Consider the following 23,973-nt stretch of genomic DNA (forward strand, 5'->3'; position numbering starts at 1 on the left):
GAGGATTCACCTTTATGACCATTCAGCTTGGGCAGATCGCCCCCGACTTCGAACAGGACAGCACGCACGGCCGTATCAGCTTCCACGATTGGCTGGGTCCGAGCTGGGGCATCCTGTTCAGCCATCCGAAGAACTTCACCCCCGTCTGCACGACCGAACTGGGCGAGGTAGCGAAGCTGCGAGGCGAATGGGACAAACGGAACGTGAAGCCGATCGGACTGTCGGTGGACCCGGTCGAAGCCCACCATAAGTGGGAAGTCGATATCGAGGAGACGCAGGGCGCGAAGCTTGATTTCCCGATGATCGCCGACGCCGACGGCCGCGTGTCCAAGCTTTACGACATGATCCATCCGGAGAGCGATCCGACGGTGACGGTCCGATCGGTGTTCGTCATCGATCCCTCCCGAAAGGTCCGGCTCATCCTGACCTATCCGCCCTCCACCGGACGCAATTTTGCCGAAGTGCTGCGCGCGATCGACAGTCTTCAGCTGACCGATGCCCGCACTGTCGCGACCCCCGTGAACTGGTCACCGGGCGAGCCGGTCGTGATCTCGCCCAAATTGTCCGACGAAGAGGCTTCGCGGCTCTTCCCGCAGGGGTACAAGACGCTGAAGCCCTACTTACGGATCGTCGACCTGCAGACGGCGGGGCAATGAGCGGGGAGCGGGCGAGCGAGGAGGAGTTGGCCGTCACCGCCCGCCGCGGTGGCGACGATCTGTCCGCCCTGTTCGCCCGCAACCGCGCCTGGGCCAGCGCGAAGACCAAGGCGGACCCGAGCTTCTTCAGCCGTCTCGTGGGACAGCAGCGTCCTCGCTATTTCTGGATCGGTTGTTCGGACAGCCGGGTGCCCGCGACGGAGATCGTCGACCTCGATCCCGGCGAGATGTTCGTCCACCGCAATGTCGCCAATATCGCGAGCACGTCCGACCCCAATTTCGCGGCGGCGCTGCAGTTCGCCGTGGAGGCGCTCGAGGTCGAGCACGTCATCGTAGTCGGCCATTATGGCTGTGGCGGCATCCAGGCCGCCATGGAGCCCCGGACGGACGATGCGATCGGGCAATGGCTCGATCCCGTGCGCGCGCTGCATCGCGGCGGATCGGCTTGCGCCGCCGGTCGCGAAGAGGATCCGCACGATCTGTGCGAACGCAATGTCGCCGCCCAGGTGAGAGCGCTGGCCGGTAACCCCGTCATCCGGGACGCCTGGGAGCGAGGCGCACCGATCACGCTCCACGGATGGGTCTATGGCATCGGGGATGGTTTGTTGCGCGCCGTGTGCGCCCCTATGACGCAAGCTGCGGTCGGCGCCCAAGCTGCCGGGGTGTCGTTCCCATGATGGCGGGCGTGCTGCCTCTTTCCGCGCGCGCATCCCATGCCGCGCTCGAGACTGCGATGGCGTCCTGCAGGCAAGCCGAGCGACCGGCGAGGGGCCTCGACGCGGAGATCGCGCTCGCGCTGTTCTCGTCGCTGCGAGACCTGGTTCCTGTCGAGGCCGGCATCTGGCGGCAGGAGGATGGCAGCCACGTGCGGGCGCTGCGTTATTCGGAATCCTGGCAAGCGGCCGCTTCGATCGTTCCGGCCGGGTGCTGGATCGAGGCTGGCTCGCACGGGCCGCGTGTCTGCGGGCCGCATGGCGACTGGGATGGAACACATGAAATGCGGGCGATCGCGCTCTGCATCGCGGCGCTCGGCGCCCGTATCGGGGAGGCGAACCTTGACCCTGACTAGCCCGGGCATCAGCCCATCACATGTCGATGCCGTAGCGCCGACTTTTCTTCTGCCGCCCCTGCCCTATGGCGCGAGCGATCTGTCGCCGGTGCTCTCGGCGGAGACGCTGGAGATCCATCACGGGCGCCACCATGCGCGCTATGTCGAGACGCTCAACCGGCTACTCGCCGAGCAGAATTTCTCGGCGCACACGCTCGAGGAGATCGTCCGCATCGCGGATGGCAGCGGCGCCAAAGGGCTGTTCAACAATGCCGCTCAGGCCTGGAACCACGGCTTCTTCTGGGAGAGCATGACGCCAAGCGTTGCCCTTCCAACCGAAGCGCTCGCGGATGCGATTGTCGCGGCATTCGGGGACGTCGAGAGCTTGGGCAAGCGGTTCATCGCCGAGGGGACTGGGCACTTTGGCTCCGGATGGGTCTGGCTGATCGCAAGGGGCGGCAGGCTGGAAGTCGTATCGACCCATGACGCGGCCAGTCCGCTTGTCGATGAGGGCGTGACGCCGATCCTCACCTGCGACGTCTGGGAGCACGCCTATTATATCGATTACCGGCAGGATCGGGCCAAGTGGCTTTCGGGCTGGTTCGAGCGACTTGCGAACTGGGAGTTTGCTGGCCGGCAATATGCCGCTGCCCTCGGCCGGGGTGAGCCGTGGCGCTATCCCAAACCGGAAAACGCATGAAAGGAGGCCGCCCATGTTGGTTGAAGTGCTGGCCGGGCCGCACGAGGCCGCGGCAAGATCGAGCGGAAACTTCTACTTTTCTCGCAGCCCCGTTGCCGGCGAGGAGATCGAGATCGAAGGAAAGCTGATCACCGTCAGACGCGCCTGGCATCGGCCGGACGTGCATTTCGCGGGCGCGAAATTCGCCATTCTGGTTGACGCCTGGGAGGATGAAGGCGAGGCCGGCACCATTGCCTATGACGACGCCGGATCGATTATCTAGAGCCGGAAGCAAGACCAAATTCCCGGCCACCTGGGCGTCGATGGAGTCCGCCCAGTAACGGCGAGACCGGAACAAGAGAGTTCGGCCGCATGCTTTTGCGCGACGCCACGAAACGCGGTTGCCATCAAATAGTCTGCTCGAAAACAGCAATATCTTTCATTTGTCATCGTCCTCGAAACCTCTGAATTCCGCCGCGCGAGGGCCGTCGGAGGGCTTTGCGACCTGGGCATGTCAGGGGGATCAACGGTTTGGCTGCGATGCACTACAGGCAGAATGTTCATGTGAGCTTTGGGGGATTCTCGGTTGGCGCGCCGCAGCCACGACCCGAATGGATCGCATTCGACTCCGGGACGGCGAGTTACCTGTCCGTTCCCGCCAGGCTGAACGGCCTTCCGGTTCGAGGCGTCGTCGACACCGGCGCTTCGCGCAGCGTCCTCAGCGCGAAACTGCTCGGACAGATTGGCGCGCAGCCGGTCGGAAGCACATTGGCGACGATGTTCACGGCGCGATACTCGCTTCCTCTGTACAGAATCGGACGACTGGAAGCGGGAGGCATCGCGGCCACCGGGCTGGATGTCGCTTGTCACGATCTGGCGATGGTCGAAGCCGCCTTTCCCGGTGAGGGGGCGATGGTCATCGGCAGAGATTTCCTGACCCGCGCGGTGCTCGAATGCCAGTTCAGCCAGAGCCGATTGCGTATCATGGCAGATTTCGCGCCGGAGAAGGTCGCCGGCTATACCCGGCTCGAACTTGGCCGCAGTTTTCATGGTTTGCCGATCATCGCGGCAAAGATCGAAGGGTTGGAGGCGGAGCGGGCCGTCGTCGATCTCGGGAGCAACCTCGTTTGCACAATGTCGGAGCGCTATGCGCGGGATGCAGGGCTGCTTTGCCGGCCGAGCTCGACGACCATGTCGGCGGGGCTCGAAGGAAGGGCGGTCGGCATGCAGATCACCCTGCGCGCGCTCAGGATCGGAGATCATGTCCTGCGCGACGTGCCGGCTTGTGTCATTCCCAACTGGTCGCTCGACGCGCCTTTGAATTTGGGCTGGCCGGCTTTCGGAGCCTTTGACCTCGCGTTCGTATTCGATCGCGAGCTTCGGATCCGCGCCGATGAGACCTTGCTGAGAGCACCCTTGCCGCGGGATCGTTCGGGGATCGGGGCGCAACGCTTCGGCGATCACCTGCTGGTCCGCCATGTCTCGCCGCTCAGTCCGGCCGACCGGCAGGGCCTGGTCGAGGGCGACCGGATCATCGCCATCGATGGCGTGCCGGTCGATGCCTCCAACCCCGCCCGCGGCCGACGCCTTGGCGGGCAGAGCGTTGGCACGACGATGGCGCTGACGCTGGAACGCGGCCGGGAAATCTCCCTCGTTCTCCAAGACTATTTTTGAGAGGCAGCGATATCGGCGGCGCGGCGCGCAGTAGCACGGGCGCTATGAGCACAAAAACTTTGCGTTCATCCTTCAAAAACATTCGTTTGCGTCGGTTCTGGCCGTCACGCAGTCTTGGACGGGCTGTCATGATGATAATCGGCAAAAGCCCAGCTAGGAGAGGATGCCTCATGAAGGGGCAGGCACCGGAGCGATCGACGGCGGGCTCGCCCTTTACGTGGTCGGGCGCACTGTGGACGTTGATCATGGCAGCCTTGATGCTGGGGCTGTACGCGCTCCAGGACTATCGGATCCTGAGCGAAGAGCAGATCATGCTGCTCATCTTCCTTGCCGTGCCAATCGCTGTTTTCGTCCTGTCGGGCGCGGGCCAGGACCGTAGCCAGCGCGGCGACGATGGAACGAAGGATCAGAGCAGTTGAGGGCTGCAAGAGCGTCGTCAGTACCGCGCGAATGTAGCAGCCGCGACGCGCCCTGCTCTTCAGCGCAAAATTCTTGCGCTTATCCATCAATATTTTGATCTACGCCCCCGGCCCTCCGCTCGACTATTGGAGGCGGCAGTTCAAGGGAGGTAATGACCACGGTCGCCGGCGATCGTGACAAATCCCGCAAGTCATTTGTCACGGTTGCCCATGATGACGGTTTCGCTTGCAGGCCCGCGCCGCCTGCCTTCCCTCGCGCTGGACATCGATCCGCAAAAGCTGCTCTTTTCGCTGAGCAGCTTCATCGCCGCGGCGCTCACGCTCGGCATCGCGTTCTGGGCCAGCCTGCCGCGGCCCTGGTGGGCGCTCCTCACGGTCTACGTCACCGCCCAGCCCATGGCGGGCGCCTTCCGGCCGAAGGCTCTCTATCGGCTCGGCGGCATCGCCACCGGCGCTGCGGTCACCGTCTATTTCGTACCGAATCTGCAATCGACACCGGAGCTTCTGGTGCTGTGCCTCGCCGCCTGGACCGGCTTGTGCATCTACCTGGCCGTCCTCGACCGCACACCGCGCGCGTTCCTCTTCCAGATGGCCGCCTTCAGCTCGGCGGTGATGAGCTTTCCCTATCTCGACGATCCGGGGAACATCTTCGACACGACCATCGCGCGCGTCGAGGAAATGACCCTCGCCATTCTCTGCGTGACCACGGTTCATGCCCTGCTGCAACCGTGGAGCGCCACGCCGGTCATCCGCGCGCGGGCGCAGGCATTCCTGGGGCATGCCCGGCTCTGGACCGCCGAAGCGCTCGGACGCCATCACACCCGGCTGGAGAACGAGCATCGTCGCACGCTCGCGGCCGACGTGACCGAGCTCGGTATGATCGCGATCCACTTGCCATTCGACCAGCGCTGGGCGCCCGCCACGAAGCGGCGGGTGATCGCGCTCCAGCAGCATCTTGCCAACATCTTGCCGCTCGCGTCGGCATCGGCCAACCGGCTCGATCAGCTGCGCGAAAGCTCGGGCCTCACGGCCGCCCTGGAGGCGCTGCTCGAAGACATCGGGGATTGGCTCCTGCGCGAGGACAGCCGGCTCGACGAGGTAGGGCCGCTGGTGCGCCGCTGCGAGGCAATGGCGCTGGAGGCGGAAGCAGAGGCGGACTGGTCTAGCTTGCTCGCGGCAAGCGCGTGCATTCGCATAGCCGAGTTTCTGACGGCGCTTGCAGCGAGCCGCCGGCTCGCCGACAGGATCGGGTCGCCCGGCCGTCCTGTGCTCAAAGCCATGACCGCCGATAGCTTCGTGCTTGCGCGCGACCATGGCGTTGCGGCGTTGGCCGGCTTGGCGACGGCGAGCGCGATCATGCTCTACTGCGCAGTCTGGATCCTGCTTGCCTGGCCGAACGGCTCGGCGACGGCCGCTTTCGCGGCGCTCATCACCTGTTCGTTCGCAGCGCAGGACGATCCGGCGCCGGTCATAGGACGGTATCTGGTCGCGACGCTCAAGACCTTTCCGCTGGCAGCCTTCTACCTGTTCGTCGTGCTGCCGCGCGTCGATGGCTATGAATTGCTGATCATCACGCTCGCGCCCGCCTTGTTGTGGATGGGCTACATCCAGGCTGACCCGAAGCGATCGCCGCAAGCCTTGCCGATGTTCTCCTGTTTCATCGTGGCTATGGGATTTCTGGCGCGGTTCCAGGCCGACTTCGCGCTGTTCGTGAACACCGGGCTGGCGCAGCTCACCGGGATCGTGGCGACGCTGGCGGTCACGCGGATGTTCCGGTCGGCGAACGCGTCCTGGACGGCGCGCCGTATCCTGCGCGCCAACTGGGGCGACCTTGCCGGGCTCGCCGACATCAAGCGCCCCTTCCTTGCCGACAGATGGACGGCGATGGCCGTCGATCGCCTGGGTCAGGTCGCAGCGCGCATGGCGTTCGCGGTCCCGGGCGACGCCCTCCACGCGGCCGACGGCCTTGCCGATCTTCGCATCGGACGAAACATCATTCCGATCCGCAGAGCATTGCCCCGTGTGCCTCACGATGTGCGCCATCGCCTCGGTGCGGCTTTGGCGACGCTCGCAAGCTTCTATCGCGAACAATGGCGCCAGGGTCATGCCTCGGTGCCGCCCGATGCGATGCGCGACCAGATCGATGCGGCCCTGAACGCGCTGCTAGAGCTCGAGCTCGACGAACCACGGCGCCGTGCGCTGAGGGCGCTGGTCGGCATGCGCTGCAACCTGTTCCCGGTCTCGCCTCCACTCGTGCGGACGCACGGCGGATGATCGACGAAATCGACCTGCTGGGCGTCTATGTGCCCGCCGCGCTCGCCTGGGGCGTGGTGGCGGCAATCCTGGTCTATGCGCTGCGCCCGCTGCTGCAGCGGCTGCCGGCCTATCGCCTGCTCTGGCACCCTAGTCTGCTCGAGCTCGCGCTTTTCGTTCTCCTCTGGTGGGGGCTGAGCGCCCTCGCCGACGCTCTCCTCTAGCGACTGGTTTCAAGCCGACCATGCTCCACCGTCAGAATCTGTTGCGGTCCGCGATTACCTTGGTGGTGATCCTCGTCATCCTGGGTGGCATCTATGCGCTGTGGCTGCGCTACCAGGTCGAGCCGATCACGCGCGACGGCAAGGTTCGCGCCGATATGGTCCCGGTCGCCGCGGATGTCGGCGGGCTGGTCTCCGAAGTCAGGGTCACGGACAACCAGGCGGTGCGGAAGGGCGATGTCCTCTTCGTCATCGACCGGCCACGCTACCGCCTCGCGGTCGAGCAGGCCGAGGCCAATCTGGTCAACGCGCGCACGGCGCTCGCCCAAGCGGTCCGCGAGGACCGGCGCAATCGCGCGATGACGGATGTGATCGCCGCCGAGGCGATCGAGCAGGGACGCGCGAAGGCGGAGGGATTGCAGGCGGCGATGGGACAAGCGGTGGCGGCCCGCGATCTCGCACGGTTCAATCTTGAGCGAACGCTTGTCCGGGCGCCGGTCGACGGGACCGCGACCAATGTCTCGCTGCAGCCTGGAGTCTATCTCGTCCCCGGCAAGCCGGCGCTGGCGCTCGTCTATGAGAGATCGCTCAGGGTCGAGGGCTATTATGAGGAAACCAAGCTTCCGGCGATCCGCGTGGGCGACAAGGCGAGCATCTATTTGATGGGCGTTGCCGACGAGATCAGCGGCCATGTCCAGAGCATCGCCGGCGGTGTCGAGGATCGCGAGCGGGCAGGAACCGACGGCCAGCTCGCCAATGTGAACCCTTCCTTCACCTGGGTGCGTCTGGCGCAGCGCATCCCGGTACGGATCGCGATCAACAAGGTTCCGCCCAACGTCCGTCTGATCCCGGGGCAAACCGCGACCGTGGTCGTGCATCCGCGCAATGACGGGCGCGACGTGCATCGGAGCCTGCCGTGGTGAGGAGAGCGGCGCCGCTTCTCGCCGCCCTCGCGCTGGCCGGCTGTACGGTCGTCGGTCCCGATTACCATGTGCCCGACGGCGCCCTGGTCAACGCCGCTCCGGCGCAGGGTCCGTTTCGCTCGGGCCAGGCCGTGACGGTGGCCGAGCCCCTTCCCGACCGCTGGTGGCAACTCTATGACGACCCGCTGCTGGATGGCCTGGTCGCGCAGGCTCTTGCGGCAAACACGGACCTGCGGGTCGCCGAGGCCAATCTCGAACGCACGCTTGCGCTCGTCGATGCATCCGGTGCAAGCCGCGAAGTCCAGGGCCGGCTCGACGCCGACACGAACTATGCCCAGCGCTCGGCCGAGGCGGAGCTCTCGCACGTGCAGCCTCCGGTCCGGCAAATCTACAATGCCGGCATTGCGGTGAGCTATGATCTCGACCTGTTCGGCGGTTTGAAGCGCGGCATCGAAGCGGCCAGCGCCGATGCGGAGGCCGCGGTCGCCGCGCGCGATCTGGTACAGGTCAACGTCGCGGCCGAGACGGCGCGGGCCTATACCGACATCTGCAACGGCGGGTTCCAGATCCAGGTTCTCGAACGCTCGGTCGCGTTGCAGGAACGGGGTCTGGGGCTGACGCGCATTCTGGTCGCCCATGGCCGGGCCGCACCCTACGAGCTCGACCGGCGACGGGTTACGCTCGAAACCAGCCGATCGCGCCTTCCGCGGCTCGCAGCGCGCCAGCGCAACGCCCTGTACCGGCTGACGGCGCTTATGGGGCGGGCGCCGGCCGAGGCCGACGCCGACCTTCTGGGTTGCAACAGACCGCTCCAGGTCCGGGAGGCCATTCCGGTTGGCGACGGGCAGGCGCTGCTGAAGCGCCGGCCCGACATTCGGCTGGCTGAACGCCATCTCGCCGCGTCGACCGCGCGGATCGGCGTCGCGACGGCGGCGCTCTATCCCGATATCCGGTTGGGAGGCTCGCTCGGCTCGACCGGCGCCGCCGCGGACCTCCTGTCCCCGCTGACGAACCGGTTCGGCATAGGCCCGTCGATCAGCTGGACGCTGAACCGCCATGCGGCACGTGCGCGGATCGCCGCAGCCGAGGCTCAGGGGCGCGCGGACCTTGCGACCTTTGACGGGGCTGTGCTGCGAGCCCTGCGCGAGGTGGAGAGCGCGCTCACCTCCTATGCCGCCGGGGTCGACCAGCAGCGCAGCCTCGAGGCCGCGCGCACCGAGGCTGCGCTCGTTGCCCGCCGAACCCGGGAACTGCGGCGGGGCGGGAAGATTGGCGAGCTGCCTGCGATCGAAGCGGAGCGCGATCTGATCGCGGCCGAGCAGGCGGAAGCGGAAGGACAGGCGGCGATCAATGACGATCAGGTCACGCTCTTTCTGGCGCTCGGCGGCGGATGGAGCGCCTGGGCACCCGCTGATCGGACCCCTTAGACACACCGCCTGCCCATCGCTGGACGATTCTCTGCAAAATCTTTGCGCTCAAGCGGCATTATAACTCGTTTGCATCACTTGATCTTGAAGCGCACTCTCCAGGAGCTGCAAGAGTACCGACAAGGCAGCGGCCTTCATGTCTGGGCAAGCCGACTCCTCTGGATGCGATGACCTTGCCTGACCTGGGTGAGGATGAGCGATGCTGGATGCCATTCTTCCGCTCGGAGCGAGCGCGACCATATTGATCGTCATCGGCCTGCTGCTGCTCGCAAGCGAGCTGTCGGCTCCCGCGCATGGCGTGGTCGCGGGGCTCGGTATCGTAGCGATAACTGGCGGGGCGGCTGCCCTGCTCTGTCCCGGTGCAGCGACTATGATCAATGCCCCTGTGCTGCTCCTGGGCGGCCTTTTGTCCCTCGTCGCCGCCGGGCTGGTGACAACGATGAGCCTCTCGGTACGGCGGCGTGGTATCCGCACCGGGCGCGAAGCCCTGCTCGGGATGACCGGCCGGTGCTGAGTTGGGAAGGCAGTGGCGGCCATGTGCTGGTGCATGGCGAGCGGTGGCGCGCAAGCGGCGCTGCCCTCGCGCCTGGCGGCCTTGCGAGAGTGGTCGGGATCGACGGATTGACCCTGGAGGTCGAGCACGTCCGAGACGGGGACGGGGCGGAGTGAACTGACGCAAGCGTGATGGAGAGCAAAATGACCGTTCTGGAGAACCCTGTGCTGATCGCGGTGGCGGTCCTCCTTGCGCTTGTCGTGCTGCTCTTCGCGAGCGCCATCCGGATATTGCGCGAATATGAGCGCGGCGTGGTCTTCACGCTCGGCCGCTTCGCCGGCGTGAGGGGACCGGGTCTGATCCTGCTCGTGCCGATGACAGCAACTCGTGCGCATCGATTTGAGGACGATCGTCCACAGCGTGCCGACGCAGGATGTGATTTCCAAGGACAATGTCTCGGTGAAGGTCAACGCCGTCATCTACTTCCGGGTGGTCGACCCCGAGCGGGCGACGATCCAGGTCGAGAATTTCATGCAGGCGACCAGCGAACTCGCGCAGACCACGCTGCGATCGGTGCTGGGCAAGCACGAGCTCGACGAATTGCTGGCCGAACGGGACCGATTGAACGCGGACGTGCAGGAGATCCTCGACGGGCAGACCGACGCCTGGGGCATCAAGGTGGCGAACGTCGAGATCAAGCACGTCGATATCGACGAATCCATGGTCCGGGCGATCGCCCGGCAGGCGGAAGCCGAGCGGGAGCGCCGGGCCAAGGTCATCAATGCCGAGGGCGAGCACCAGGCGGCGCAGAAGCTGGTCGAGGCCGCGCAGATCCTGGCGGCCGACCCCGGGGCGATGCAGCTGCGCTATCTCTCGACGCTCAACGTGATCGCCAACGAGCGAAGCAACACGATCGTCTTCCCCTTCCCCGTCCAGTTGAAGGAACTGCTGACAGCGATCGGCGCGCCGGCGGCTGCGAAGGCATGAGAAAAAAGGGGTGAGTTAATCGGCCCCAGCGGAGAGAAGCCATGAACGGACACTATCCTGCGATAACCGCCTGCCTGGGCGAGGCCAGACCGCCAAGCCGCGGCGAGGTCAGACGGGTCGCCGACCGTATGCGGCGGGAGATTTTCGCGGATCGCGCGCTGGTTCCGGCCGAGCGCCATTTCCTGGTGCGGGCCGCGCTCACCGCGCTCGGACGCATCCGCCGCTAACGCCGCAACGTCGGACTCGCCGCTCAGTCGAGTTGGGCGAATATCTCGCCGAGAAGCGGCCGCATGCGCTGAATTTCCCCGCGATGCACGAGCGAGAGCGCATCGAGCACGGCATAGGCCTTGGGTGTGAGGCGCAGCAGTGCGCGGCGGCGATCGTCGCTGGGCACCGTGCGGACGATGAGTTCGAGAGCTTCCAGACGGTTGACGAGGCCCGTCGCGCTGTGCGGCTTGAGGATGAGACGTTCGGCGACATGTCCGACGCTCGCATCCTCCGGGCGGCAGGCCCGGATCGCGAGCAGCGCCTGATGCTGCTGCGGTGTCAGGCCGACCTCGATCGCCTTTTGCTCGCTGAACGCCTGGAACTGGCGGATCGCGTGCCGGAACGCGGCCAGCGCCGCATAATCCGCATCGCCCAGCGGCTTGTTCTTCGATTTCAATGTCATCCCCTCGATTGAATTATATCGTAGCACGATATATTGCGGCGTGCCAACGTCACAGGATTGCAGCCGACTCATGTCACTTACGCCTCCGCGCGCCGTCGAAGGTCACCAGCTCGCCGACCATAGCGTCGATCGCCGCATGATCATGCTGGCGGCAATGGCGATCGTGGTGGGAACAGGTGGCGCCATGGGCGCCTGGATCCTGGTCAAGCTCATAGCGATCGCGACCAACCTCTTCTGGTTCGGCCGTCTGTCGGCTGATCCGGTGGTGATCACGGAGGCATCGGTTGGCGGGTTGGTCGTGGTCATCCCGGTCATCGGCAGCCTGATCGTGGGGTTGATGGCGCGCTTCGGGTCGGACAAGATTCGCGGGCACGGCATACCGGAGGCGATCGAGACGATCCTGTTCGGCGAGAGCCGGCTCTCGCTGAAAGTGGCATTGCTCAAGCCCTTGTCATCGGCGATCTCGATCGGGAGCGGGGGGCCGTTCGGCGCCGAGGGGCCGATCATCATGACCGGCGGCGCGATCGGGTCGCTGTTCGCGCAATGCTTCCATCTGAGCGCCGCGGAGCGAAAGACCTTGCTCGTGGCGGGCGCCGCGGCCGGCATGACGGCGATCTTCGGGACGCCGCTGGCCGCGATCCTGCTCGCGGTCGAGGTCCTCCTGTTCGAGTGGAAGCCGCGCAGCTTCGTGCCGGTGGTGGTCGCGGCGCTGGTTTCGCTGGCATGGCGACCCTGGCTGATCGGGTCAGGCCCCATGTTCCCGATGGCCGCGCCGACGCCCGACGCCAATTGGGCGCTGTTCGCCTCGGCGGGGATTGGCCTTGTCGTCGGGCTTGAGGCATCGCTGCTTTCGACCGCGCTTTACCGTGTCGAGGACCTGTTCCACAGATTGCCGTGCCATTGGATGTGGTGGCCCGCGATCGGCGCCATCGTCGTTGGTTTGGGCGGCCTGGTCGACGCTCATGTGCTCGGCGCGGGCTATGCCAGCATCGAGGCGATCCTGAGCGGCTCGCTGGCCCTCAGAGTGATTGCAGCGCTTCTCGTCGTGAAGGCGGTCGTATGGCTGGTCGCGCTGGGATCGGGAACGTCTGGCGGCGTGCTCGCGCCATTGCTCATTCTGGGCGGTTCTGCCGGCTTCCTGCTTGGTCAGTTCTTACCCGGCGATGCCGGTTTCTGGGCGATGGTCGGCATGGCGGGGATCATGAGCGGCGCCATGCGTGCGCCGATGACCGGTGCGATCTTCGCCGTCGAGCTGACCGGTCACTTCGACGCGATACCCTGCACCATCGCGGCCGCCGGCGGCGCCTACGCGGTCAGCGTGCTGCTGATGCGCCGATCGATCCTGACGGAGAAGATCGCGCGGCGCGGCCGCCACATCCTGCAGGAATATACTGTCGATCCGCTCGATCTCCTTCAGGCTGGGCAGATCATGACTCGCACTGCAGCGACCTTGCCGGGAACGATGACGGTCGACGCCGCGGTTGCTTTCTTCGCGGCCGAGGCTGTCCATCGAAGCTACCCCGTTGTCGATGCGGAAGGTCGCCTGCTCGGGCTCGTGTCGCGTACCGACGCTTTGCTATGGCAGAGCGAGCGCCTCGGAGACCAAACGCCGCTGTCGGATGCGGTCTCGGACGCGATGCAGCCGGTCGCCTACCCCGACACGCCGAGCGGCGTGGTTGCCGATCTGATCATCGAATCCGGGATCGGCCGCATACCGATCGTCGAGCCAGGCACGCGCCGGGTTCTCGGCATCCTCTCGCGGCACGATCTCCTGAAGGCGCGCAGCGCGAACCGCCGCGCCGAGCTCGGCCGGACGCGTTATGTCGGTCCGCGGGCCACCGCCGGTCTGGGAAATCCCGCCTAACGGATGTGCAAGCGTGCCGTGATGGCGTGTGGAGGACCCGCGACAGACCGGCCGGTCACTTCTCGTCGACCACGCGATCGAGCGACAGGGTCTCGACCTTTCCGTCGGCGAGCCTGACCACGGCCGTCCAGAAGAGGTCGGCGCGGCCATAGTCGTGAACCGTGATCCAGTCGGAATATACGCATCGCGCAACCTGCGGATCGTGGCGATCGCCAACGCAGCGCGCGCCAGCCTGCTTCAGGATATCCAGGGCGGTCCAGAAGGACATGCCGCGCGGCACGGCGCGAGCGACGACGGCGCGCTGCTTTTCCAGGTCTTCGTCCCATTCATAGTCGCTCTCGAGTTTCTGGAAATGAAAAGGAGCCGTGTCGGCTTCGCGCGCCTGGAGATGGGATGGCAGCAAACAGAAAAGCGCGGCGGCAATCAGCGTCTTCAAGTTCATGGCGTTCCTGGGCGGGCAAGCAGGGCGGAGCGAGCGGACGGCCTGCGTCTACCGGAAAGGAGCGCTCAGAAAATCGCAAACTATTGCGGACTTCCATCAATATCTTTGCTGTCAAATCGGTCGTGACCGTGCCTGCGCTGCATGCGTTTGCTGGTCACCCTGCGCAGCGAAATCATACCTGCCCATGACGATGCCGCAGAGGCGATCTACAGAACCGGGCCGACGATCGCCAAGGCGTTGTTCCACAACCGCCGGCCGACACTCCAACCGGCCACATCGGCTGCCGTGACTTGGCGGCTATCCTTGAGATAGCTGTCCTGGCGCGCGCGCATCGCGATCGTGACGGCCGTGTCATGCAGCAGGATATTGTTCTCGAAGTTCAGATCGAAACTGCGTCGATCCATGTTCGCCGATCCGATGAAGGTGATCTCGCCATCGACCGTGAGGGATTTGGCGTGGAGAAGCCCCTTTTCGTACTCGAAGACCCTGACGCCCGCGTCGAGCAGGGACTCGTAGTGGCTTCGGCTGGCGCCGCCGATCGCGAAGTCGTCGTTTCGCGCGGGAAGGATGATCGTCGTGTCGACGCCGCGATGGGCGGCAGCGCAGAGGCCCGCCTGCACACCGGGGGTCGGGACGTAATAGGGGGTGGTGATGAACAAATCGCGCCGGGCGGCATACATCAGCGCTTCGAACATCTCGGGCATGGCCGCGTTTCGGTAGGTCGGCCCGGTGGCGACGACCTGCGCCGTGAAGCCGGGCTCTACGGTCGACAGAGGCTCGGCCAGCAGGCCGCTGATGTCGTCGCCGCCATTGCCCATCCAGTCGACCGCGAAGAGGTGCTGGTTCTGACGAACGATCGGCCCTTCGAACCGCATGACGGCATCCACCCACGGCGCGAATTTCGCCTTGGGAAGAAAGGCCGGATCGGCGCAGTTCTGGCTGCCGCAATAGGTCACATGGTTGTCGAGCACTACGAGCTTGCGGTGATTGCGCAGATCGATCCGGCCGTTGATCATGCGGATCAGCGGATTGCCGACCGGCAGCGCGCGGCGAAGTTTCACGCCCGCCTGCGCGAGTTCGCGCCAGAGGGGACCTTTGATGAATTCGCGCGAACCGATGTCGTCGACCATCGCGCGGCATGCGACGCCCCGTCCCGCCGCGCGGACCAGGGCCTTCGCGACCTTGGTTCCATTGTGATCGCCAAGCCAGATGTAGAAGAGCAGGTGAACCGTTTCCTTCGCGGCATCGATGTCGCGGACGAGCGAGGCGATCATCGCGTCGGAATCGATCGCCAGCTCCGCGCGGTTGCCGCCCACCGGCGCATATCCGCTGATCGACTGCCCGACCCGGAAGAGCGCGCTATAGTCGTCGATCGGACCCGGCTGGCAGTTGGGCCCATCGGATCCGGGAGCGACACAGGGCTGCGGCAGGTGTCTCGCGCTGTCGGTGAGCCGTGCGATCCGCGCCCTTCCGATATTGGTCGTACCGAGCATCAGATAGGAAAGGGCTCCGAGGTAAGGGACGGCCGCCAGCACCACGAGCCATGCCATGCGCGATTCCGGCTGGCGATGTCGCCGCAGCAGAATGTGCAGGCCGCAGCCAAGAACCAATGCGATGTGGACGAGGGAGAGAATGAGGGCGGGACCGCCGGCAAAGCGCCAGGTTGCTGCTGCGCTCGAAGAGGAAGCGAATAGGTCAAGCATCGAATAGAGTCGGCTCCTGGCGATCGCATGAAACGATACCACAAGGTGCGGTCGGTTGGTGGGCGTCGAGCCAGATAAACCGCAATGGACAGAAACGCGTTTGCGCTTGTGCCTGAGCGGGCGCAGAAATTGGCCATCGTCATGGGAAGCGATAGGCTCGACGCCGGTCGCTTGCGGCGCGATCGTGGACGGCTTGCTCCGCCGTTGACAATCCGACTGACCGGGGAGGACGCATGGGAGACACGGAAATCGCGGTCGGCTTGATGAAGCAGGCCCTGGCGCGTCTCGACCGGGCCGGCAATCAGCATTGCGCCGCCGGCCATCTCCAGATGGCGATCGACCTCGTCGCCGGCGTGCCGCCTCTTTCGAAAGACGATGTGGTGTCGCTGGAGGACGAACTGCGCCTCGAAGCCCTGCTCGACCGGACCCCGTGGACGCATTGAGGCACCGCCCACCCGCACGTTGACTACGCGCTCCGGCTTCGACATCATCCCTTTATGCGCCACTCCGCTGCCCGTCTCCGATTTCGCCTCCATGGAGGGCAACTGCTCGCGGGCATCTAGCCCCGGGTCCCCGGCACGTGACGCTCCGGACCCGGGGCAAGTCTTCTGATTTCGCGCTCGCCGCCACCTGGCCGCAGGGCGCTTCCAGACAGCGGGAAGCCGGAACCATGACGAGAAGCAATGCGGCCGGACGGCCGCCCATCACGATGATCGATACCGAAGCCGATGCGCTGGCGGACCTTGCCATGAGTGCCGCCGGGCGGTCGCCTGAGGTCAGCAGTTTGCTATTGGGCGAGATCGATCGGGCGAGCGTGCATGCGCGTAGCGCCATCCCCGGGGACGTCGTGACGATGGGATCGATGGTCGAATTCATCGACGAGGCGAGCGGGGCCGATCGCACCGTGGAGCTCGTCTATCCACGGCAGGCCGATATTTCGGCTGGCCGGGTCTCGATCCTGACGCCGGTCGGCGCGGGGTTGATCGGCCTTCGGCCGGGACAATCCATCGTGTGGCCCGACCGAAGCGGCCACCAGCGACGCCTGACAATCGTCAAGGTGACGCAGCCAGCCCCGTCCGTGCTACCGGGCTGAGCCTGCCTCGAAGAGCGGCAAGCTTGCCTGGCGCATCGGCGGCGGCGGGGCCGCCGGCTGGGGTTCGACCTGCAGGAGCCGCCTCGCCACCGGTGTTAGGGTGTAGACTGCTTGCCGCTGTGCACCGCGATTGTGATGATCGACGCGGTAGCCCTGATAGTGGCGGACGATCATCCCGGCACGCACAAGATCGGAGACGGCGCGGCTGATATTGGTCTTGCTCGAGGTGCGGATGCGAGAGCGGGTCTCCTCGTCCACGAGCCGCTCCGCCTCGTCCGGATCGGCGGGGAGCGATCCCGCCGCCGCAAAATCCTGCCGGACCCTGTGAGCAAGCGCGATCCGGCCCGGCTCGCGGTGGCCCATAGGGGTGAGCGCATCGCAGAGCCAGTCGCGAAGCGACGTCACCGCCCCGCCCTGCACCACATCGGGTCCGGCGCTGCCATTGGCGCCAGCCGCCTTGGCAATCAGGTTGAGAACCATGAAGGCATAGCGCGGCCTGGCCGAATTATGCGCGAGCACTTCGAGCAGCCCCGGCATGTCGAGCGGTCCGCTGTCGGGTTGGGCGTGAACGGGTCGGTGAAGCATGGAAGAATCATGCACAGTTGGAACGAAAAGTGAATCCCTACCGAACCACCGGGTCGTTTTTGTCGTGTATGACACTTTGCCCCGCGGTAAAGTGTCATACATGAGCATTTACATCCGCAGGTCCCAGTCATCGCCATATGATCCCTTCCAGGGGAAGGAACTCTGATGCCCGGTGACACTATCGGCTGTTGTGGCGAAGCCGGCGCGGCCCCCGGTAAAGTGTCACGCGACCCGGTCTGCGGCATGGAAGTGCGTCACGACGGGGCGCAGCACACTATCCAGGATGGACCAGAGAACGTCTATTTCTGCAGCGGGCATTGCCGGACAAAATATCTCGCCGATCCGTCCGCCTATCAATCGGGCGCGAAGGAACCGGTCCACGCGGCGGGAGACCATGCCGTCTGGACCTGTCCCATGCACCCGGACATCCGCCGGGAGGGACCGGGCGCCTGCCCTATCTGCGGCATGGCGTTGGAGCCGGCCCTTCCCTCGGCCGACGAAGGCCCCAATCCCGAGATCGCGGACTTCACGCGCAGGCTGATCGTCGCAGTCATTCTCTGCGTGCCCTTGCTCTTGGTCGCGATGGTCGGCGAGATGCTCGACCTTCACCTTGTTCCGCCACGGCTTTCGCCCTGGGTGCAGCTCGCGCTCTGTGCGCCGATCGTCTTCTGGTGCGGCCTGCCCTTCTTTACGCGCGGCTGGATCTCGGTCCGCACGGGCCACCTCAACATGTTCACGCTGATCGCGACGGGCGTCGGCGCGGCTTTCGCCTATAGCCTCATAGCGACGGTCGCGCCGGCCTTCCTGCCTATGGGCCTGCACGCCCATGGGACCATGGCACCGGTCTATTACGAGGCTGCGGGGGTCGTCGTCACCTTCGTCCTTCTGGGTCAGCTGCTCGAACTCAGGGCAAGAGCGGCGACCGGACGGGCCATCCGTGCCCTTCTCGATCTCGCGCCGAAATTCGCGGAGCGCATCGGCACGGCGGGAAACAGCGAGATCGTGCCCGTATCCGAGGTTCGCGTCGGCGATCGTCTGCTGATCAAGCCAGGCGAGGCCATTCCGGTCGATGGCGTCGTCACCGAGGGTCGGTCGCATGTCGACGAATCTATGCTTACCGGCGAGCCGGTCCCGGTCGCCAAGCATGTGGGGGATGTGGTCACAGGCGGGACGCTTAATGGTACCGGCGCACTCACGATGGACGCCCGCGCGGTCGGTGCCGGAACGATGCTTTCGCGGATCGTCACCATGGTCGCCGAGGCGCAACGAAGCCGGGCTCCCATCCAGGCGATCGCCGACCGCGTCTCCGGCTGGTTCGTTCCGGCGATCCTGGTCATTGCGTGCGTGACCTTCGCCGTGTGGATGATCGTGGGTCCCGAACCCCGTTTCGGCCACGCCCTCCTGAACGCCATCGCCGTCCTCGTGATCGCCTGCCCGTGCGCGCTTGGCCTCGCGACGCCAATGTCGATCATGGTCGGGACTGGCCGAGGCGCGCGCGCCGGCGTCCTGGTGAAGAACGCCGAAGCGCTGCAGGCGCTGGACTCGGTCGACACGCTGGTGATCGACAAGACCGGGACGCTTACGCAAGGCAAACCCAAGGTCATCGCGATCAGGACGTTTGGCGATGCGTCCGAAAGCCAGCTCCTTGGCCTAGCCGCCGCGGTGGAGAGCCGGTCGGAACATCCGCTGGCGCGCGCGATCGTCGAGGAGGCCAGTGAGCGGAAGCTTGATTTGGCGCCGTGCGACGAGTTCGCATCCCAAACGGGGCTTGGGGTGACGGCCCGGGTCGCCGACAGGATCGTCGCGATCGGCAGTGAAGCGCAGATGGAAAGCGTGGGCGCGGACGCGACATCGGCCCTGGCCAGCATCTCGGAATTACGCGCGCAGGGTGCAGGCGTCGTGCTGGTGGCGATTGACGGCCGCTTTGCGGGCCTCGTCGCGGTGGCCGACCCCGTGCGGCCGGCGGCGAGCGAGGCGATCGCCTATCTGCGCGGGCAAGGTCTCCGAATAGCCATGCTGACCGGAGACAATGAAGTGACCGCGCAGGCCGTCGCGCAGAAGGTGGGCGGGATCGATGAGGTCCACGCCGGGCTGCTACCCGAGGACAAGGCGCGCGCGGTCGAACGATTGACCGGCGAGGGACGAAATGTCGCAATGGCCGGGGACGGCATCAACGACGCTCCCGCCCTGGCGCGCGCGCGTGTCGGGATCGCCATGGGAACCGGCACGGACGTCGCGATCGAGAGTGCTTCGATCACGCTGGCGCGCGGCGATCTCTCGGCGATCGTGAGCGCCCATCGCCTTGCCCGGGCGACGATGCGCAATATCCGCCAGAACCTGTTCCTGTCGTTTCTCTTCAACGGCATTGGCGTGCCAATCGCGGCCGGCGTCCTCTACCCGATCAACGGCACGCTGCTCTCGCCCATGTTCGCCGGCGCGGCGATGACCCTATCGTCTCTGACGGTGGTCCTGAACGCGCTGCGTCTCAACCTGATGAAGCTCTGAGGGGAGCGAGCGCTACCGTTCGGAGCGATTTCGTTCCGCCGGAAAGCGCTGGTCCTCGATCAGTTCGCGCACCGCGCAGGAAATATGGCCCATGTCGTAAGGCTTGGGGAAGAAGCGCGCGCCGGCCGGCAGATCGGACCGGGGCGGAAAGGTCGCGCCAGAGGCAATGATAAGCCCGAGATCTGGATTGCTTCCGCGCAGGACATGCGCCAGTTCGAGGCCGTTCATCGAGCCCGGCATCTGGATGTCCGTCAAGACTACGCGGATATCGGGACAATGCGCGAGAACGGTGAGGGCCTGGTCGGCATCGGCCGCGTCGAGAACGTCATAGCCGTCCGCATCGAGCAGATCTTCGAGCATCAGTCGGATCAGTGGTTCGTCGTCCACCACGAGTACGGTATGGCCTTGCTGTGCCAAGCCGGCGCCCCCCTGCAACACGTGTCTTTCTGCACGCTCCCGGGAGCCCCGATACACAAATATGGTAAATAAACCCAGATCAAAGTCGCTGAAGGCCGATCGGCGGGAGTGAAGCTCAGGACTTGTTTTTCCGGCGCGTCTCCCAGCCTTTCTTCGCCGCGGCCGACCGATCGCTACTACTCCGGCTCGCGCCGCTCTTGCGCCCACCTTTCCGCGACGATGCGTGATTTTCGGAATGACCCCGGCCAGAGCCCGATTTCTTTCCGCCTCCGCTTTCCTTGTTGACCGTGGCCCAGGCGCGGCTTTCGGCTTCCTTCTTGGAAACGCCTCGGTCCTCATAGCCTTCTTCGATATGCTCGGCCTGACGCTTTTGCTTGTCGGTATAGCTGCTCTTGTCACCTCGTGGCATCATCTCGCTCCTCTTGCGTGCGCCATCTGGGAGAACGCATTCGTCGCGGAACCGTTCACGGCCGTCCCCGTCTCCCTCCGCGCGAAACCAGTCCGCGCGAGGCAATCCGGTAACGCCCTCATATTGACCCAAGGTCCGATCGCTCTTAATCGCTAATGCGAATCACTCGCATATATGTTGGGGGCGAAGATGGGCGATTGTCGAACTGTAATAGGAGCGAGGCGCTGGATCGCGATATCGCGAAACATGGCGGCGGCATCCGCTATTGCGCTGTACGCGGCGGGCGGGAGCGCTGCGCTCGCCCAGGACGGCGATCCTCTGGTACGCCCCAACCCGTCCAACACGATCACGGTCACCGCGACCCGGCTGCCGCAGCCGATCGTCGACGTGCCCGCCACCGTCACGGTCATCGACGACAAGCAGATCGCCGACGAGATGGTCTCGGACGTCAAGGACCTTGTCAGGTTCGAGCCCGGCGTCAGCGTTCGCCGGGCGCCTACCCGATTTGGTGCGGCGCTGGGTTCGACCGGCCGCGATGGCAATGCCGGTTTCAACATCCGCGGAATCGAGGGTAACCGGGTCCTCATTCAGGTCGATGGCGTCCGCGTCCCCGATGGCTTCGACTTCGGGGCACAGTCGGCCGGGCGCGGCGACTATGTCGATGTCGGCCTCATCAAGTCGGTGGAGATCCTGCGGGGCCCCGCCTCCGCGCTATACGGCAGCGACGGCCTTGCCGGGGCGGTCAGTTTCATCACCAGCGATCCAAGCGATTTCCTGACCGGCCACAAGACGATCGCGGGCCTGGTGCGCGGCGCCTACGATTCCGCGGACGATCAGTTCAGTGAAACCGCGATCCTCGCGGGGCGCAGCGGCGACTGGTCGGCATTGCTCGCCTATACACGGCGCGACGGGCACGAACTCGACAACAAGGGCACCAACGACGCGCCAAACTCCACCCGCACGACGCCCAATCCGCAGGACACGCGATCGAATGCCTTGCTTGGAAAGATCGTCTGGAGCCCGAGCGATGCGCATCGCATTCGCCTGACGGTCGATCATCTCGACGATCATGTCCGCACCAATGTCCTGAGCGGGGTGGCGCCGGTCGCCACAAGCGCTACCAGCGTGCTCGGTCTCCAGGCGCGCGACAAGACGCGGCGCGACCGCGTCAGCCTCGACTGGCGCTATCGCGGGGCGGGCGCGATCGACGAAGCGCAGGTGACGCTCTGGTATCAGGAGGGCAAGAACGAACAATTCACGGCGGAGGATCGCAATACGGCCGCCGACCGTACTCGCCTCAACACCTTCGAGAACCGCGTGCTGGGCACCAGCGCAGAACTGCGCAGCGACTTTGCGACCGGTTCCGTGCAGCATCGTCTCGTCTATGGCGGCGATGTCAGCATCACGCGCCAGCAGGGTCTGCGCAGCGGCACAGTACCGACGCCGCCGGATGTTTTCCCGACCAGGGCGTTTCCCGTCACCGATTATACGCTCGCCGGCGGCTACCTGGCAGACGAACTGGCCTTCGCCGACGGCAGGGTGACCCTGTACCCCGTCATTCGGTTCGACTACTACAAGCTCGATCCGAAGGACGATCCGCTGCTTGCGACCTTCAAGTCGGCGGGCCAGGACGGCTCGCGGCTCAGCCCGAAGATCGGCGGGGTCGTGAAGCTGGTCGAGGGAGCAAGCCTGTTCGCCAACTATGCGCGCGGGTTCGAGGCGCCCTCGCCAAGCCAGGTCAACCAGTTCTTCGAGAACCTCGCCCAGGGCTACACCTCGATCCCCAATCCCAATCTGCGTCCCGAGACGAGCGAGACCTGGGAAGGCGGCGTGCGCTTCGCCAAGGGGCCTGTGAACGCAGGGATCACGGGGTTCACAGGCCGGTATAAGAACTTCATCAGCCAGCAGGTGGTGAGCGGCGGCTTCACGCCGACGAACCCTGCGGTATTCCAGTTCATCAACCTCAACCGCGTGCGGATCGAGGGCATCGAAGGAAAGCTCGACCTGAGAGCCCGGGGCGGTTTCTCCGGCCGGATGGCGATCAGCTATGCGACTGGAACGGTGATCGACGGCAATGGCGTCCACTCCCCCCTCTCGACGATCGATCCGCTGAAGCTCGTCTTCGGTGTGGGCTATGACGATCCGGGCGGCCGGTTCGGCGGCCAGCTGATTGCCACCCACAGCGCTCAGAAGGAGCTGGGGCGCACAACCTATGTCGACGTGACGGGGCCGACGACGATCTGCAGCGGCTCGCCCTGCTTCCGTCCGGGGGCGTTCACGATCCTCGACGCGACGGCCTATGTTCGCCTCGGCGAGACCTTCACCGTGCGGGCCGGCCTCTTCAACATCTTCGACCGGAAATACGCCTGGTGGAGCGATGTCCGCGGTCTTGCGGCAAGCTCGCCGGTGACCGACGCCTACACGCAACCCGGCCGCAACGTCAGCGTCTCGCTGAGCGCCCGCTTCTGAATTGGGGACGAAAATGAAAACACCACTCTTCCGGTCCGCACTGCTTGCGGCCAGCCTTCTCTGCGCCGTTCCGGCATATGCCGATGCTCCGGTTGCCCAAACCGATGCGACGGCGCAGGCCGCGGCATTTCAGGCGGACCGCGCGTCCATTCTCGCGATGGCCGGAAACTACAAGGTCACCTTCGACATGCGCGAGACCACGCCGTGGCGCAGCGACTACACGCCGATCGACCCCAAGGTATCGGGCGGGCACGAAAGCGTCCGCGTGATTGAGGACAGCGGGCGCCGTATCGTGCTTCAGCATCTGCTGGTCGTGAAGGACGATGCTGGAAAGGTCCATGTCATCAAGCATTGGCGGCAGGACTGGACCTATGAGCCCGAGAATGTCCTCTCTTATGCCGGCAAGGGGCGCTGGAACCTAGAGGCGGTCCCACCAGCCATGCGTGCCGGCCGCTGGTCGCAGACGGTCTGGCAGACGGACGACAGCCCGCGCTATGGCGGCTGGGGTCAGTGGACGGAGGAAGGCGGCGTTCGCCGCTGGCGCAGCAGCTGGACGTGGCGGCCGCTCGCGCGCCGGGACGCTGTGCGCAACCCGCCCTACGATCGCTATCTCGCGATCAACCGGCACTCACCCTCGCCAACCGGCTGGATCCATTGGCAGGACAATATCAAGATGGGGCCTGAACCGGGCAGCAATGGCAATGGAAAGATCGTCCCGTTTGTCCAGGAATCCGTCCTCAACACCTACGCGAAGGCGGAGGACTTCGATGTCGCCGCCGCAGACGCCTATTGGACCGCGACCAAGGATTATTGGGCGTCCATCAGGACCGCCTGGGACGATGCCGTCACGCGCGATCATGGCGTCTCGGTGGCCGAAGTCGCGGAAACCGGCTCCGCGTCGGGCGAACGGCTGATGGATCTTGCCGATCAGCTGCAGCAGCGCAAGCTGACGACAGCCGCCGCCATCCAGCGCGGCCGCGCTGTGATTGCCGAGGTGACGAGGCGATGAAGGGCAACTGCAAGGTCGGTACTATTT

26 protein-coding genes and 1 pseudogene are annotated in these 23,973 nt (G+C 65.3%); 21 read left to right on the forward strand and 6 right to left on the reverse strand.

From position 1 onward, the window contains the following. Positions 1-14: 14 nt before the first annotated feature. The 15 genes and pseudogenes from ACM61V_RS18740 to ACM61V_RS18810 all read left to right on the forward strand — a co-directional run bounded on the left by ACM61V_RS18740 (position 15) and on the right by ACM61V_RS18810 (position 11,007). Positions 15-656 (forward strand): peroxiredoxin, encoded by a 642-nt coding sequence (locus tag ACM61V_RS18740; RefSeq protein ID WP_419714447.1) that lies wholly within the window; start codon positions 15-17, stop codon positions 654-656. Further along, positions 653-1,333, forward strand: coding sequence for a carbonic anhydrase (locus ACM61V_RS18745; RefSeq protein WP_419714448.1), 681 nt, complete (start codon positions 653-655; stop codon positions 1,331-1,333). Before ACM61V_RS18740 ends, ACM61V_RS18745 begins: the two co-directional genes overlap by 4 nt. After that, entirely contained in the window at positions 1,330-1,725 is a 396-nt protein-coding gene (locus tag ACM61V_RS18750) for a hypothetical protein (RefSeq protein ID WP_419714449.1), read from the forward strand. Before ACM61V_RS18745 ends, ACM61V_RS18750 begins: the two co-directional genes overlap by 4 nt. Further along, complete coding sequence (locus tag ACM61V_RS18755) at positions 1,712-2,404, forward strand: superoxide dismutase (RefSeq protein ID WP_419714450.1); 693 nt, start codon at positions 1,712-1,714, stop codon at positions 2,402-2,404. The genes ACM61V_RS18750 and ACM61V_RS18755 overlap by 14 nt, the downstream gene beginning before the upstream one ends. A 13-nt stretch (positions 2,405-2,417) precedes the next feature. Continuing rightward, positions 2,418-2,666 carry a hypothetical protein gene (locus ACM61V_RS18760; RefSeq protein WP_419714451.1) on the forward strand — a complete coding sequence of 83 codons (249 nt, stop codon included), beginning with the start codon at positions 2,418-2,420 and terminating at the stop codon, positions 2,664-2,666. A 257-nt stretch (positions 2,667-2,923) separates the two neighbouring features. Then, complete coding sequence (locus tag ACM61V_RS18765) at positions 2,924-4,057, forward strand: aspartyl protease family protein (protein WP_419714452.1); 1,134 nt, start codon at positions 2,924-2,926, stop codon at positions 4,055-4,057. A gap of 170 nt (positions 4,058-4,227) precedes the next feature. Continuing rightward, a complete protein-coding gene (locus tag ACM61V_RS18770; RefSeq protein WP_419714453.1) occupies positions 4,228-4,476 on the forward strand; it encodes a hypothetical protein in 249 nt (82 codons plus the stop codon). Positions 4,477-4,689: 213 nt separating this feature from the next. Next, on the forward strand, positions 4,690-6,750 hold the full coding sequence (locus tag ACM61V_RS18775) for an FUSC family protein (RefSeq protein ID WP_419714454.1): 2,061 nt from the start codon (positions 4,690-4,692) through the stop codon (positions 6,748-6,750). Next, positions 6,747-6,953, forward strand: a complete 207-nt coding sequence (locus tag ACM61V_RS18780) for a DUF1656 domain-containing protein (RefSeq protein ID WP_419714455.1) — start codon at positions 6,747-6,749, stop codon at positions 6,951-6,953. Before ACM61V_RS18775 ends, ACM61V_RS18780 begins: the two co-directional genes overlap by 4 nt. Before the next feature lie 20 nt (positions 6,954-6,973). Then, complete coding sequence (locus ACM61V_RS18785) at positions 6,974-7,873, forward strand: efflux RND transporter periplasmic adaptor subunit (RefSeq protein WP_419714456.1); 900 nt, start codon at positions 6,974-6,976, stop codon at positions 7,871-7,873. Further along, on the forward strand, positions 7,870-9,300 hold the full coding sequence (locus ACM61V_RS18790; RefSeq protein WP_419714457.1) for an efflux transporter outer membrane subunit: 1,431 nt from the start codon (positions 7,870-7,872) through the stop codon (positions 9,298-9,300). The genes ACM61V_RS18785 and ACM61V_RS18790 overlap by 4 nt, the downstream gene beginning before the upstream one ends. A 199-nt stretch (positions 9,301-9,499) precedes the next feature. Beyond that, positions 9,500-9,814, forward strand: coding sequence for a hypothetical protein (locus ACM61V_RS18795; RefSeq protein ID WP_419714458.1), 315 nt, complete (start codon positions 9,500-9,502; stop codon positions 9,812-9,814). Further along, a complete protein-coding gene (locus ACM61V_RS18800; RefSeq protein WP_419714459.1) occupies positions 9,808-9,969 on the forward strand; it encodes an NfeD family protein in 162 nt (53 codons plus the stop codon). The genes ACM61V_RS18795 and ACM61V_RS18800 overlap by 7 nt, the downstream gene beginning before the upstream one ends. 27 nt (positions 9,970-9,996) lie before the next feature. Next, positions 9,997-10,780 (forward strand): annotated as a pseudogene (locus ACM61V_RS18805) (slipin family protein). 41 nt (positions 10,781-10,821) lie between these two features. Next, positions 10,822-11,007 carry a hypothetical protein gene (locus ACM61V_RS18810; protein ID WP_419714460.1) on the forward strand — a complete coding sequence of 62 codons (186 nt, stop codon included), beginning with the start codon at positions 10,822-10,824 and terminating at the stop codon, positions 11,005-11,007. Positions 11,008-11,030: 23 nt separating this feature from the next. Here the strand turns inward: ACM61V_RS18810 and ACM61V_RS18815 are convergent, their stop codons facing one another. Continuing rightward, positions 11,031-11,450, reverse strand: coding sequence for a MarR family winged helix-turn-helix transcriptional regulator (locus ACM61V_RS18815; RefSeq protein WP_419714580.1), 420 nt, complete (start codon positions 11,448-11,450; stop codon positions 11,031-11,033). Positions 11,451-11,520: 70 nt separating this feature from the next. Between ACM61V_RS18815 and ACM61V_RS18820 the strand changes: the two genes are divergently transcribed. Next, positions 11,521-13,314: a chloride channel protein gene (locus ACM61V_RS18820; protein ID WP_419714461.1), complete on the forward strand. Its 1,794-nt coding sequence runs from the start codon at positions 11,521-11,523 to the stop codon at positions 13,312-13,314. A gap of 55 nt (positions 13,315-13,369) precedes the next feature. Here ACM61V_RS18820 and ACM61V_RS18825 read toward each other — a convergent pair whose 3' ends face one another. Both ACM61V_RS18825 and cls read right to left on the reverse strand, forming a co-directional pair. Beyond that, complete coding sequence (locus tag ACM61V_RS18825; protein WP_419714462.1) at positions 13,370-13,756, reverse strand: hypothetical protein; 387 nt, start codon at positions 13,754-13,756, stop codon at positions 13,370-13,372. 206 nt (positions 13,757-13,962) lie between these two features. Continuing rightward, positions 13,963-15,459: a cardiolipin synthase gene (cls, locus tag ACM61V_RS18830; RefSeq protein ID WP_419714463.1), complete on the reverse strand. Its 1,497-nt coding sequence runs from the start codon at positions 15,457-15,459 to the stop codon at positions 13,963-13,965. Positions 15,460-15,692: 233 nt separating this feature from the next. On the opposite strand from cls, the gene ACM61V_RS18835 reads away from it, so the two are divergent. Continuing rightward, complete coding sequence (locus ACM61V_RS18835) at positions 15,693-15,902, forward strand: hypothetical protein (RefSeq protein ID WP_419714464.1); 210 nt, start codon at positions 15,693-15,695, stop codon at positions 15,900-15,902. Positions 15,903-16,129: 227 nt separating this feature from the next. Next, positions 16,130-16,552, forward strand: coding sequence for a nucleoside diphosphate kinase regulator (gene rnk / locus ACM61V_RS18840; protein WP_419714465.1), 423 nt, complete (start codon positions 16,130-16,132; stop codon positions 16,550-16,552). Here rnk and ACM61V_RS18845 read toward each other — a convergent pair. Next, a complete protein-coding gene (locus ACM61V_RS18845; protein ID WP_419714466.1) occupies positions 16,541-17,137 on the reverse strand; it encodes a hypothetical protein in 597 nt (198 codons plus the stop codon). The genes rnk and ACM61V_RS18845 overlap by 12 nt on opposite strands. Positions 17,138-17,302: 165 nt before the next feature. Between ACM61V_RS18845 and ACM61V_RS18850 the strand changes: the two genes are divergently transcribed. Then, the gene (locus ACM61V_RS18850; RefSeq protein ID WP_419714467.1) at positions 17,303-19,642 is read left to right on the forward strand and encodes a heavy metal translocating P-type ATPase; all 2,340 of its coding nucleotides are present in this window, start codon (positions 17,303-17,305) and stop codon (positions 19,640-19,642) included. 12 nt (positions 19,643-19,654) lie between these two features. Here ACM61V_RS18850 and ACM61V_RS18855 read toward each other — a convergent pair whose 3' ends face one another. Then, positions 19,655-20,059 (reverse strand): response regulator, encoded by a 405-nt coding sequence (locus tag ACM61V_RS18855; RefSeq protein WP_419714468.1) that lies wholly within the window; start codon positions 20,057-20,059, stop codon positions 19,655-19,657. Between the two features lie 115 nt (positions 20,060-20,174). Continuing rightward, positions 20,175-20,468 carry a plasmid stabilization protein gene (locus tag ACM61V_RS18860; RefSeq protein ID WP_419714469.1) on the reverse strand — a complete coding sequence of 98 codons (294 nt, stop codon included), beginning with the start codon at positions 20,466-20,468 and terminating at the stop codon, positions 20,175-20,177. Between the two features lie 246 nt (positions 20,469-20,714). Between ACM61V_RS18860 and ACM61V_RS18865 the strand changes: the two genes are divergently transcribed. Further along, positions 20,715-22,937, forward strand: coding sequence for a TonB-dependent hemoglobin/transferrin/lactoferrin family receptor (locus tag ACM61V_RS18865; protein WP_419714470.1), 2,223 nt, complete (start codon positions 20,715-20,717; stop codon positions 22,935-22,937). A gap of 13 nt (positions 22,938-22,950) precedes the next feature. Then, positions 22,951-23,946 (forward strand): DUF6607 family protein, encoded by a 996-nt coding sequence (locus tag ACM61V_RS18870; RefSeq protein WP_419714471.1) that lies wholly within the window; start codon positions 22,951-22,953, stop codon positions 23,944-23,946. The last annotated feature ends 27 nt before the right edge of the window (positions 23,947-23,973 follow it).

Origin of the sequence: Sphingomonas sp. TX0543, assembly GCF_048565505.1 — a bacterium.
Taxonomy (GTDB): Bacteria; Pseudomonadota; Alphaproteobacteria; order Sphingomonadales; family Sphingomonadaceae; genus Sphingomonas.